Origin of the sequence: Providencia sp. PROV205 (assembly GCF_028479505.1) — a bacterium.
Lineage (GTDB): Bacteria > Pseudomonadota > Gammaproteobacteria > Enterobacterales > Enterobacteriaceae > Providencia > Providencia huaxiensis.
Genome location: NZ_JAMPNU010000035.1, coordinates 14928 through 26635 on the forward strand (window position 1 = coordinate 14928; position 11708 = coordinate 26635).

An 11708-nucleotide genomic window follows, 5' to 3' on the forward strand; every position below is an offset into this window, starting at 1 on the left:
TGTTAGGGGCCTTTTTTAATTGGGTATATTCGCTAAATATATTCAGAAATTTCGATTAAATTTAAATCGACATCACGTAAGTAAATAGATCTAATTGCTCCAGTAGCACCAGTCCGATTCACCGGCCCTTCGATAATTTTTATACCTTGTTGTTCAATATGCTTTTGCACGTCATTACTCAATTTTATTTTTTCTGTTGGTAATACCTCTCAACAAAGCGGTTTGACTCGCGTTATACTAGCGTCAATAACGCAAGAGTAGAGGGACTGCATATGGACTACCAATTTTTCCAAGATATCACCGGAGCTATCTCCGCTAAATTCTCGATGGATCATGAGGCTATTGGATATTGGCTTAATGAAGAGGTCAAAAATGACCTTAGTCTGTTAGATGCTATTGAAGAAAATTACGAAAAAATCAAAGGCAGTGAAAAACAATGGGAGCTTATTGGCCACGAATATACATTGTTGCTTGATGATGAAGAAGTGATGATCCGCGCCAACCAATTATCATTTGAAACTGAAGGGTTGGAAGAAGGAATGAGTTATTATGATAATGAAAGTGTTGCATTTTGCGGCACTGATGACTTCTTATTAATGCTAAAGGATTATCGAATTTTTGTTATAGAAAATAGATAGAATAATTTTATTTAGTGATTTGTTTTGTATTTTAATAAATCATCGCTATTATTTGCAATGTACGGCCAGCCATTAAACGTTTTTTTAAAGATTTACTGGTTGGGGTTAATATTGATAATTGGATCCTAAAGGGTATATATATATGAATACTGATGATGTTACAGGCGCGTTGAATGATGCAACGAATTGGTTTGTGGCAAACCAAGATCTGTTAGTTCAGTATGCTGTGAATATCGTGTCTGCAATTGTTATCTTGATTGTCGGGATGATGATTGCAAAATGGGTTGGGCGTGGTTTACATCGCGTGATGACCATGAAAGGTATTGATTCAACAGTCAGTGACTTTTTATCAGCGATAGCACGTTATACCATTGTTGCATTCACCTTCATTGCGGTATTAGGGAAAATTGGCGTACAAACTGCTTCTGTGATCGCGGTAATGGGTGCGGCCGGTTTAGCTGTTGGCTTAGCATTACAAAACTCGCTGGGTAACTTTGCGGCAGGTGTGTTGCTGGTGGTATTTAGGCCACTAAAAGCGGGGGAGTATGTCTCAATCGGTGCTGTTGAAGGCACAGTGCAAAATGTACAAATATTTTCAACGACGTTAAGAACCGCAGATGACCGTATTATTGTTATTCCTAATGGGAAGATAATTGCTGATAACATCATTAATACCAGTCGTGAGCCTAATCGCCGTCAAGATATTATTGTGGGTGTTGCTTATGATTCTGATATTGATGTGGTGAAAAAAGTATTAGGTGATATCGTCGCTGCGGATAGCCGTATTCAGCATGCTAAAGGCGTCACTATCCGTTTACATGATATGGCTCCGTCATCATTAAATTATTTAGTGCGTTTTTGGACCACTAATGGTGATGCATGGCCTGTATATTGGGATTTGCTAGAAGAGTTTAAGCGCGCTCTGGACAAACATAATATTGGTATCCCATTCCCACAAATGGATGTTCATGTTCATAAGCAAAATGCGCCTATCAAGCAAGATGCTGCAGAGTAATATTTAGAAAGTCATATTCAGCAGTTTCACTGAAAATAAGAGCCTGTCTTCGATGGGCTCTTATTCATTTCTCACTCCTATATTTCCACCCCGATATTTTTCTTACCGATGCATTTTTGGTTATAAGTGATACTTATGACCTATTAGACTTAATCATTTCCACTAATAACTTTTTGTCGCTAATATTCATGCATATTAATTGAATAAAAAATTGGAATTAATACATGTTTTCGATCTATTTACAGGGTGCGCTATTAGGTGCTGCAATGATATTACCTTTAGGACCACAGAACGCATTTGTCTTACAGCAAGGAAGCCGAAAGCAGTTTCATTTAATGAGTGCATTATTATGCGCTTTAAGTGATACCGTTTTAATTATCGCAGGTGTGTTTGGTGGCAGTGCTTTACTCAGCCAGTCTGAAATATTAATGCAATTGATCACGTGGGCTGGCGTAGCATTTCTTATGTGGTATGGCTATGGTGCGTTTCGTACAGCGTTCAGCCCTGATGAGGTCATACTTCAAACGGAAAGCCGGGCTATCACAAGGTGGAAAGTGATTGTTACACTGTTTGCCGTCACTTGGCTGAATCCACATGTTTATTTAGACACCTTTGTGGTTCTAGGTAGTGTCGGTGGACAGTTAGAAAACCAGTTACGACCTTGGTTTACGGCTGGAGCGCTAACGGCGTCATTTGTGTGGTTCTTTGCATTGGCGATACTTGCTGCTTGGTTTTCACCCGTGTTAAATAAACCGCGTTCACAGCGCATTATTAACATTTTCGTGGGGAGTGTGATGTGGTTTATTGCATTTCAACTTGCGATACAGGGGCTTAAGGGACTCGGTTTGATTTCTCAATAACAATATATCTTCAACAGACAAGCAATAAAGTTCAATTTATCATTATTCTGACTGTACTTTTTGTTTCATGTGTTACTGTTAAATTGAGCTCAGGGATAGTTTATTACCAATTATCCCTTTTTTAGCGATAAATAATTTTCTTGGGAGGTTCTGTGAAATTAAAATCTTTAGTTTTAGCTGCGATGGTAGCAGGTGCTGCGGTTCCTACCATGTCTTTGGCTGATCCGTTACCCAATGGCCCACACATTACAACTTCGGGTAATGCAATAGTGAAAGCGACTCCAGATATGGCGACGCTGAACATTCTTGTGACAGTCACTGCAAAAGATGCGGCAGCTGCGAAAGCTGGCGTCGATAAGCGAGTTGCAGAGTATTTTGAGTTTCTTAAGAAAAATGGCATTGAAAAAGAAGATATCAACGCGGCAAATGTGCGAACTCAGCCTAAATATGATTACAGTAGCGTGAAGCAAAAATCAACCATCGAAGGCTACACGGCAACACGTTCTGTTGAAGTGGAAGTGAAGAAATTAGACCAACTTAATGTCTTGTTAGATGGTGCTTTAGCCGCAGGTCTCAATGAAATCAACTCAGTACAGTTTGGTGTGGCTAACCCGCAACAGTATCGTGATGAAGCACGGTCTCAAGCGATTAAAAATGCGACAGAACAAGCCAATATCTTAGCAAAAGGCTTTAATGTCCAGTTAGGTCCTGTGTATAGCATTAACTATAATGCGCCAGCTGCGGTGCCATACCCAATGGCTGCAAGAAATTATGGTGGGGCGATGAAAGCCTCTGTTGCTCAAGACCTCAAGATTGATGAGACCTATGAACAACAGAGTATTGATTTTAATGACCAAGTCGATGTGGTATTTGAATTAAAACGCTAGCTTTTTGCGGGTTCATCTTCTTGTTTTAACATCTGGCGCCCCGTTTTTAATAGGGCGTCAGTCACATTTTTCATTGTACGGCTTTCAGGTGCGAAGCGGTGCCAGTAAAGCATCCGTCGCTGACATAACCCCGGGGTTAAATCAACCAATTCACCATTCGCTAATTCACTGGCTATCTGCAAATGTGGGATCATACAGCAGGTAGAACCTTGTTTCGCTAACTGCACAAAGGCTTCCGAGGAGTTCACGATATGGCATGGAACACTGCCCGGTGACAAACCAAAGTTTTGTTGTACGAAGGCTTGGTGCATATCGTCTAGATGGTCGAAAGCAACCGCAGGTGCTTTTAATAACGAAGAGCGAGTCACACCATCAGGGAAGTATTTTGCCGCAAAGCCAGGTGACGCAACAAAAATATAGTCCAGTGCGCCAAGTTTATCGACTAAACAACCCGGTAAGGCTTGGGGTTGAATACTGATAGCGCCGACCACCTCGCCGCGTCTTAAACGTTCTTGAGTCCGTGTTTCATCTTCAACCTGAATGTTTAGCCGAATAGGGCTATTGCCTAATACAGGGTTTAGGGCAGGAAGAAACCAAGTTGCCAAGCTGTCAGCGTTGACGGCAAGTGAGAGTAACAACGGGGTTGAGCCACTATTTTCATCACCTAACCATTGCTCTTCTAATAATTCAACTTGATGAAGCAGTGCTAGCAGTTTTTGCCCTTGTTCAGTTGGGTGCGGCGGAACGGTACGCACAAGTAGTGGTTGCCCAAACAGGTTTTCTAACTGCTTTATACGTTGTGACACAGCAGATTGCGTGATGCAGAGCTTTTGAGCCGCACGCTCAAAGCCGCGTTCACGGATAACGGCATCCAGTGCTTGTAATGCGCGATAGTCAGGGCGCTTCATCAAAAAAATCTCCTTGTTGTTATTCTACCAAGCACTATGCCATATTTTTACACGCAACACTTAAAAATATTATTGTTGTGGCGTAAATCCCAAGAACCGTGACATAAATACAGAGAACAAAGCTGCAACTTATTGGGTGTCCGGTATATACTAGTTATTAATAACCTTAATCACGACTCAATTAAATCTTAAAAGGCATGAGTATGACTCAGGACGAATTAAAAAAAGCGGTAGGTTGGGCAGCACTTGATTACGTAAAACCAGGCACTATTGTTGGTGTTGGAACGGGTTCAACGGCTTCACACTTCATTGATGCATTAGCCACAATGAAAGGCCAAATAGAAGGTGCGGTATCAAGCTCAGAAGCATCAACTCAAAAATTAAAATCACTGGGTATTACAGTATTTGATTGTAATGAAGTGGATTCATTAGATGTTTATGTTGATGGCGCTGATGAAGTTGACCACCATATGAATATGATCAAAGGCGGTGGTGCGGCTTTAACACGTGAAAAAATTGTTTCCGCAATTGCAAAAACCTTTGTCTGTATCGTTGACCAATCTAAGTTAGTTGATGTACTAGGTAAATTCCCACTGCCTGTTGAAGTGATCCCAATGGCGCGTAGCTATGTGGCACGTGAATTGGTTAAACTGGGTGGTACGCCAGAGTACCGTCAAAATGTGATTACAGACAACGGCAATGTGATTTTAGATGTCCATAATTTAAATATCGTTGACCCTGTGGCATTAGAAAATACGATTAATGGGATTGCGGGGGTTGTGACCGTTGGGTTATTCGCCAATCGCGGTGCTGATGTTGTATTGATGGGGACTGCAAACGAAGGCGTTAAAACCATCAAGTTATAATCTATATCATATTTAATTATTCCAATAAGCCAGTGGAGTTATACCCGCTGGTTTTTTTGTTTTACTGGTATTTTGTCATTAGTCTATGATTTGATAGAAGCTAAATTAATTAACCAGTTTTATAAATATCATCAATTTGAAATTTATTTTATTTTTTTTAATGTCTGGCTATTTTGGTGATATATCTCACACAAATAGGCATTGTACAGGAAAAATCCTTATTTTGTGTTACCACCCCTGATTTTCTACCATTTTACTTCTTTTTCTTCGCGCTTTTTAGCATCCATTAAGCAAACGGTTGTATTGCTACTGCGCTATTTTTTGCTATGTTGGTATACGCTTCATAGCTCAAGGTAGATGGATGTTATCTCTCTTGAGCTATGTTAGGCAAACACATAGGTTCATCTGTTATAAATCTTAAGTACGTTCACGATAGGGTAGGGAAATGGTTAAGGTATCTTTGCAAAAAGACAAAATTAAATTTTTACTGCTAGAAGGTGTGCACCAAAGTGCGGTTGATAACTTAAAAGCTGCGGGCTACACCAATATTGAATATCACAAAAGTGCGTTATCCGATGAAGAATTAAAAGAAGCGATTAAAGATGCACGTTTTGTAGGTATCCGTTCCCGTACTCATCTTACTGAAGAAATTTTCGCTGCAGCAGAAAAACTCGTTGCAGTGGGTTGCTTTTGTATCGGTACCAACCAAGTTGATTTAGATGCTGCGGCAAAACGCGGTATCCCTGTATTTAACGCACCATTTTCGAATACACGTTCCGTTGCAGAAATGGTATTAGGTCAATTATTACTTTTACTACGTCGTATTCCTGAAGCCAATATGCAAGCACACCGCGGTATTTGGGAAAAACAAGCTAAAGGCTGTTTTGAAGCGCGTGGTAAGCGTCTTGGGATTGTTGGATATGGCCACATTGGTACTCAGTTAGGGATCTTAGCTGAAGGTATCGGTATGAATGTTTTCTTCTATGATATTGAAAACAAACTGCCTTTAGGTAATGCAACTCAAGTTCGTTCTTTAACTGAACTTCTGAACATGAGCGATGTGGTTAGCTTACATGTGCCTGAAACCCCAAGTACGAAGAATATGTTTGCTAAAGAACAATTCGACCGTATGAAGCCTGGTTCTATATTCATTAACGCATCACGTGGAACAGTCGTGGATATCCCTTCACTGGCAGCAGCGCTGGAAAGCAAGCATTTATCAGGTGCTGCGGTGGATGTATTCCCAAGTGAACCCGCTGCGAACAATGACCCTAATGACCCATTTATCTCTGAATTGATTAAGTTCGACAATGTGATTTTAACACCGCACATTGGGGGCTCGACAGAAGAAGCTCAAGAAAATATTGGGTTAGAAGTGGCAAGTAAACTGGCTAAGTATTCAGATAATGGTTCAACATTATCTGCGGTTAACTTCCCTGAAGTTTCTTTGCCAGTGCATACTGAAGATACCAACCGTTTCTTGCATATTCATGAAAACCGTCCAGGTATTTTGAATAGCATCAACCAAGTCTTCACGGAAAATAACATTAACGTTGTCGGCCAGTACTTACGTACATCAGGCAACGTAGGTTATGTGGTTATTGATGTATTAATGCAAACGCCAAACCAAACAGATGAAGCACTCCAGAAATTAAAAGATTTACCTGGAACCATTCGTGCGCGTTTACTGTTCTAAGTTACGCTAAAAATTGTGTGAAATGATGGCGCGGGTGTTTATGACCAGCGCCATATTTTTTGCGGCGTAATAATTTCGGGTAAAGGAATATCCCAATGAGCTATAGGGAGTTTTTCTACTTGCTGGCAATTATGGGCAAGGCCAATGGGATAAAACCCGGTTTGTTGCCAATTAGCAAGCGTTCTATCATAAAACCCACCTCCCATCCCTAACCGTTGCCCTTGAGTATCAAATGCCACTAATGGGATAAGCATGATATCCAATTTTTCGAGTGGTAGCACATCTCTGACATCAAGCGGTGGCTCATCAATATTAAATCGATTTTTAACGAGTTGGCTATCGGGGCGATAGTGAAGAAACAATAAATGGTGGCGACTAAAGGGGTGCAAAACAGGGAGATAGACTTGTTTACCTTCAGCCCAGAGCGCATGAATGAGTGGCCTTGTGTCAATTTCGCCATCAAAAGAAAGAAACAAAGCAATAGTGTTGGCTTGTGCAATTTTTGGGTGGCTTAATGCATTATGCATGAGTTGTTCCGCTGCGTCATATTGCTGCTGAGCGCTTAATTGACGACGTGCTTGACGGATTGTTTGACGTACCTGCTGGCGTTGGGTCGAGAGGGAGTCTTGCATGTGATAACCTGTTGTATATGCGATAAAAAACAGTTAACCAAGAAAGTAAATTACTTAAAGTATATCGCAAGATGAGAGGTTATGTAGGAAACAAATGAAAAATAAGCAGGAACTTAATTGGGGGTCTCCAAGATGCCGTTGTAGGCTGTAACCCTTGAACCCTTGGTTCAAGGTGAACGCAGTTTAGCAACCTTTAGGCTTCCTGAGCGAATCAGGCATGCTCACCAGCGCCATAACCACATTCTGTTTAGTTGAAATATCGGCTCAGGGGACTCGCCCACTCACGCGCATCTCAGAGAAATTTGGTTTGAGAACTTATCGTTACTCAGTGATTTCATTGTACGAAACTAGATTTAAAATGCAACCTTAATTTTGTATATTTTTTTCTACTAGTGTCTGATTAATAAGCAGATTTACTCTAGGGGCAATACCTGCCTCTCAGTAATTTTCACCTGATCGTGCAACGCTTGTTCGATTGTGAGCTGCAACATTTTTATTTTCTCTTCCATATTATAAGCATAATCACGCGTTTTTGTCTTTTCTTGTGCTAATTCGTGACAGACGTTCAATGCTACAATAAAAATAAGTTGTTCCGTGTTGGTCACACCGCTTCTATCTTTCAGATTTTGCAAGCGTTGTTCTAATTCTTTAGCCGACTCAAGAAGGGCTTCTTTTTGTTCTGCTGGGCAATTGACTCGCATTGAGCGCCCGAAAATCTGGATGTCGACAGGTTGTGCGGACATTATACCTCCATACTGAATAATACTCGCCGTAAATACATCATATTTGGCGCAATTAATAGATAAGACAAAAGCATACTGGTCTAGCGGCTATCCTTGATGGTAGCATATCACGAATCATAAGCTAACATGACGAATTCAGATGTCTATACAAAAATCTTTACCAAACTATGAATCACTGGACAAATTACTGCAACAGCACTCAATCGCACTTACTGCTGCGGAGATCCATGGTCTAATAACTGGGTTGATCTGTGGCGGGGGCCGTGACCATAGCTGGCAAACGTTGGTCCATGACCTTGCTAACGATGGCTTAGCGTTTCCACAAACGGTTTCGCAGCCACTGCGAGAGCTCTTCGATACCACATTCGAAGCACTTGATGACAGCGAATTTGCATTTACTATGCTATTTCCTGACGAAGACGCTTCTGTTTTTGACCATGCTGATGCGCTAGCTGGTTGGGTAAATCACTTTTTATTAGGTGTTGGTGTTACACAACCGAAACTGGCTGATAAAAAAGAGATAAGCGAGGTTATCACAGATTTACGCAATATTGGTATGCTTGGTTATGACGAAGACGAAGACCAAGAAGAACTCGAGCAAGCGTTAGAAGAAGTGGTTGAGTATGTCAGGGTGGCGGTGCAATTATGTTACATTGCGTTGATTGAGCCGACTAAAGGCCCAACAGCCGTGGAAAATGATAAACCGGTTCTTCATTAATTTCTATTAATGTGAGTTTTCAAAGCACTTAACTTTATCAATCAATATTTTATTATTGATAAATTAAGTGCTTGAAAGCGTGATGTATCCAGATTTAAGTCATTTCGCCAGTGTATGTTGCTATGTGATTGGTTAAACACAAGCAATATATTCAGCAATCTAATTATTCTGATAATAAGGCAAAAACGGTATGAATAAACAGGAATTTATTTCTCGTCGCAATGCATTATTGGCTCAAATGCAATCAGGCAGTGCAGCAATTATTTTCTCTGCGCCGCCAGCGCAACGTAATGCGGATTGCGAATACCCGTATCGTCAACACAGCGATTTTCTTTATTTAACAGGGTTTAGTGAGCCAGAAGCTGTATTAGTCCTGATTAAAAGCGATGAGAAACATAGCCATACTGTTCTTTTTAACCGTGTCCGTGATTTAACTGCTGAGATTTGGTTTGGTCGCCGCCTTGGGCAAGACGCCGCACCTGAAAAATTAGGTGTTGATAAAGCGTTACCTTTCAATGAAATAGAAGAGCAACTTTATCAATTACTAAATGGCCTCGACGTGGTTTATCATGCACAAGGTGAGTTTGCCTATGCCGATAAATTGGTATTTGATGCCTTAGATATTCTACGTAAAGGTAGCCGTCGTAACTTACGAGCGCCACAAACATTGGTCGATTGGCGGCCGATTGTCCATGAAATGCGCTTATTTAAGTCGGAAGAAGAAATTAATACCCTGCGTATGGCTGGGCGAATTTCTGCTCTAGCACACGTCAGAGCTATGGAAACTTGCCGACCGAATATGTATGAATACCAACTTTGTGGTGAGTTAGAACATGAATTTACTCGCCATGGTGCACGTTTTCCTTCGTACAACTCCATTGTAGGTAGTGGTGAAAATGCCTGTATTTTGCATTACACCGAAAATGAGAGCCTAATGAAGGATGGCGAATTAGTCTTAATTGATGCGGGTGCAGAGTTTGAAGGTTATGCAGGGGATATCACACGGACTTTCCCTGTTAATGGCAAATTTAGCCAAGCACAACGAGAAATTTACGATATCGTCCTTAAGGCGTTAAATACCGCGTTAGCGCTATATCGTCCGGGAACCAGTATCCATGAAGTGACTCGTGAAATTGTTCGTATCAAAACTGAAGGCCTGGTCGCACTTGGAATTTTACAAGGCGATGTGGATCAATTGATCGAAAACAAAGCATATCATCCATTCTTTATGCATGGTTTAAGTCATTGGTTAGGGTTAGATGTACATGACGTAGGTTTTTACGGCACAGACCGAGACCGTATACTTGAAGTGGGGATGGTATTAACTGTCGAACCTGGTTTATATATTGCTCCAGATGCAGATGTGCCGCCACAATATCGCGGTATTGGTGTACGTATCGAAGATGATATTGTGATCACCGAAAACGGAAATGAAAACTTAACGGATTTAGTCGTGAAAGACCCTGATGAAATTGAAGCTCTAATGGCGGCTGCAACGCACAATTTAGGGTAGCTGTCAGTCATCATAGAAAGGTAATAAACAACGCATGAATGTGATCATCGTGGGGGGCGGTATGGCGGGTGCAACATTAGCACTGGCGATATCATCCCTTAGCCAAGGAAAATTATCGGTTTCACTAATCGAGGCCGCTTTGCCTGATGGCAAACATCCGGGATTCGACGCACGTGCGATTGCGTTAGCCCACGGTACTTGCCAGTCATTAGCAAAAATAGGCGTTTGGTCCGCTTTAGCGGATTGCGTGACCCCCATTAATCATGTTCATGTGTCTGATAGAGGCCATGCTGGTTTTGTGAATATCGCTGCCGATGATTATCAGATCGATGCTCTAGGCAATGTTATTGAACTACACGAAACGGGCGCCCGTCTGTTTTCATTGTTACGTAAAGCGCCCGGAGTCACTCTTTATTGCCCTGCAAAAGTAGAAAATGTCCATCGTGAACAAGATGCCGTTACGGTCACCTTGGATAATGGAGATAAGGTGACAGGGGAATTACTGATTGCTGCGGATGGCAGCCATTCTGCGATTGGCAAAGCCTGCCATATGCAATGGCAACAGGACGATTATGGGCAAGTGGCCATTATTGCCAATGTGAAAACTGCCATTGACCCAAAAGGCCAAGCCTTTGAGCGTTTTACTGAATTCGGTCCTTTGGCATTATTACCCATGTCACAAGGGCGCAGTTCTTTAGTATGGTGCCATCATCAGGAGCAGGCGGAAGACATCAATGCGTGGGATGATGAAACATTTATTAGTAAGTTACAGCAAGCGTTCGGCTGGCGGCTAGGCGAAATCGTCATGGCCGGTAAGCGTCATTGTTATCCGCTGGTATTACGTAAAGCACTTAACCCAGTTAGTCACCGAGTCGTGTTAGTGGGGAACGCTGCTCAGACCCTGCATCCTATTGCGGGGCAAGGCTTTAATTTAGGTATCCGTGACGTGATGCAATTGGCTCATATTGTGGTAGAGGCAAACGCGAAGGGGCAAGATATCGGTCGTTATTCGCTACTAAGCCAATACCAGCAAGCTCGGGTACAAGATAGAGACAAAACGGTTACGATAACCGACGGTTTGGTTCGTTTATTTGCGAATCGCTGTTTACCGCTTATTGTCGGGCGTAACTTAGGTTTAATGGCAATGGAAATGTTGCCACCAGCTCGTGATGTTTTGGCTCGCCAAACATTGGGCTGGGTTGCACACCAATAACCACGAAATAAAGAGGAAT

General features: G+C 41.7%; 12 protein-coding genes, 1 other RNA gene and 1 pseudogene. 9 read left to right on the top strand and 5 right to left on the bottom strand.

Annotation, left to right across the window (positions count from 1 at the left end; translation table 11 throughout):
- Positions 1 to 32: 32 nt before the first annotated feature.
- A pseudogene (locus PR800_RS18030) lies at positions 33 to 173 on the bottom strand (VOC family protein); the annotation flags it as partial.
- Positions 174 to 272: 99 nt separating this feature from the next.
- On the opposite strand from PR800_RS18030, the gene PR800_RS18035 reads away from it, so the two are divergent.
- The 4 genes from PR800_RS18035 to PR800_RS18050 all read left to right on the top strand — a co-directional run bounded on the left by PR800_RS18035 (position 273) and on the right by PR800_RS18050 (position 3400).
- Positions 273 to 638, top strand: a complete 366-nt coding sequence (locus PR800_RS18035; protein WP_102137416.1) for a YacL family protein — start codon at positions 273 to 275, stop codon at positions 636 to 638.
- Between the two features lie 142 nt (positions 639 to 780).
- Complete coding sequence (gene mscS, locus PR800_RS18040) at positions 781 to 1653, top strand: small-conductance mechanosensitive channel MscS (protein WP_166267668.1); 873 nt, start codon at positions 781 to 783, stop codon at positions 1651 to 1653.
- Positions 1654 to 1877: 224 nt separating this feature from the next.
- The gene (argO, locus tag PR800_RS18045; protein WP_102137418.1) at positions 1878 to 2513 is read left to right on the top strand and encodes an arginine exporter ArgO; all 636 of its coding nucleotides are present in this window, start codon (positions 1878 to 1880) and stop codon (positions 2511 to 2513) included.
- 152 nt (positions 2514 to 2665) lie between these two features.
- Complete coding sequence (locus PR800_RS18050) at positions 2666 to 3400, top strand: oxidative stress defense protein (protein ID WP_195697529.1); 735 nt, start codon at positions 2666 to 2668, stop codon at positions 3398 to 3400.
- On the opposite strand, the gene PR800_RS18055 is transcribed toward PR800_RS18050, so the two are convergent.
- Entirely contained in the window at positions 3397 to 4308 is a 912-nt protein-coding gene (locus tag PR800_RS18055) for a LysR family transcriptional regulator ArgP (protein WP_102137420.1), read from the bottom strand. The genes PR800_RS18050 and PR800_RS18055 overlap by 4 nt on opposite strands.
- Positions 4309 to 4511: 203 nt before the next feature.
- Between PR800_RS18055 and rpiA the strand changes: the two genes are divergently transcribed.
- The gene (gene rpiA, locus PR800_RS18060; RefSeq protein ID WP_102137421.1) at positions 4512 to 5174 is read left to right on the top strand and encodes a ribose-5-phosphate isomerase RpiA; all 663 of its coding nucleotides are present in this window, start codon (positions 4512 to 4514) and stop codon (positions 5172 to 5174) included.
- A gap of 445 nt (positions 5175 to 5619) precedes the next feature.
- On the top strand, positions 5620 to 6870 hold the full coding sequence (gene serA / locus PR800_RS18065; RefSeq protein WP_004261923.1) for a phosphoglycerate dehydrogenase: 1251 nt from the start codon (positions 5620 to 5622) through the stop codon (positions 6868 to 6870).
- Positions 6871 to 6908: 38 nt separating this feature from the next.
- Here the strand turns inward: serA and PR800_RS18070 are convergent, their stop codons facing one another.
- The 3 genes from PR800_RS18070 to zapA form a co-directional block, all read right to left on the bottom strand.
- Complete coding sequence (locus tag PR800_RS18070; RefSeq protein WP_166267676.1) at positions 6909 to 7502, bottom strand: 5-formyltetrahydrofolate cyclo-ligase; 594 nt, start codon at positions 7500 to 7502, stop codon at positions 6909 to 6911.
- Positions 7503 to 7622: 120 nt separating this feature from the next.
- Positions 7623 to 7804: non-coding RNA, 6S RNA (ssrS, locus tag PR800_RS18075), on the bottom strand.
- 111 nt (positions 7805 to 7915) lie between these two features.
- Positions 7916 to 8245, bottom strand: a complete 330-nt coding sequence (gene zapA, locus PR800_RS18080; RefSeq protein ID WP_102137423.1) for a cell division protein ZapA — start codon at positions 8243 to 8245, stop codon at positions 7916 to 7918.
- 139 nt (positions 8246 to 8384) lie between these two features.
- On the opposite strand from zapA, the gene PR800_RS18085 reads away from it, so the two are divergent.
- The 3 genes from PR800_RS18085 to ubiH all read left to right on the top strand — a co-directional run bounded on the left by PR800_RS18085 (position 8385) and on the right by ubiH (position 11689).
- Positions 8385 to 8963 carry a YecA/YgfB family protein gene (locus tag PR800_RS18085; protein ID WP_102137424.1) on the top strand — a complete coding sequence of 193 codons (579 nt, stop codon included), beginning with the start codon at positions 8385 to 8387 and terminating at the stop codon, positions 8961 to 8963.
- Positions 8964 to 9153: 190 nt separating this feature from the next.
- Positions 9154 to 10476 (top strand): Xaa-Pro aminopeptidase, encoded by a 1323-nt coding sequence (gene pepP, locus PR800_RS18090; protein WP_210843278.1) that lies wholly within the window; start codon positions 9154 to 9156, stop codon positions 10474 to 10476.
- A gap of 34 nt (positions 10477 to 10510) precedes the next feature.
- A complete protein-coding gene (gene ubiH / locus PR800_RS18095; protein WP_210843276.1) occupies positions 10511 to 11689 on the top strand; it encodes a 2-octaprenyl-6-methoxyphenyl hydroxylase in 1179 nt (392 codons plus the stop codon).
- Positions 11690 to 11708: the final 19 nt, after the last annotated feature.

Coding starts and splice junctions, on each gene's coding strand:
- argO (WP_102137418.1), top strand. CDS start 1,878: ATGTTTTCGATCTATTTACAGGGTGCGCTATTAGGTGCTGCAATGATA.
- PR800_RS18085 (WP_102137424.1), top strand. CDS start 8,385: ATGTCTATACAAAAATCTTTACCAAACTATGAATCACTGGACAAATTA.
- PR800_RS18055 (WP_102137420.1), bottom strand. CDS start 4,308: ATGAAGCGCCCTGACTATCGCGCATTACAAGCACTGGATGCCGTTATC.
- zapA (WP_102137423.1), bottom strand. CDS start 8,245: ATGTCCGCACAACCTGTCGACATCCAGATTTTCGGGCGCTCAATGCGA.
- ubiH (WP_210843276.1), top strand. CDS start 10,511: ATGAATGTGATCATCGTGGGGGGCGGTATGGCGGGTGCAACATTAGCA.
- PR800_RS18070 (WP_166267676.1), bottom strand. CDS start 7,502: ATGCAAGACTCCCTCTCGACCCAACGCCAGCAGGTACGTCAAACAATC.
- pepP (WP_210843278.1), top strand. CDS start 9,154: ATGAATAAACAGGAATTTATTTCTCGTCGCAATGCATTATTGGCTCAA.
- PR800_RS18035 (WP_102137416.1), top strand. CDS start 273: ATGGACTACCAATTTTTCCAAGATATCACCGGAGCTATCTCCGCTAAA.
- mscS (WP_166267668.1), top strand. CDS start 781: ATGAATACTGATGATGTTACAGGCGCGTTGAATGATGCAACGAATTGG.
- serA (WP_004261923.1), top strand. CDS start 5,620: ATGGTTAAGGTATCTTTGCAAAAAGACAAAATTAAATTTTTACTGCTA.
- rpiA (WP_102137421.1), top strand. CDS start 4,512: ATGACTCAGGACGAATTAAAAAAAGCGGTAGGTTGGGCAGCACTTGAT.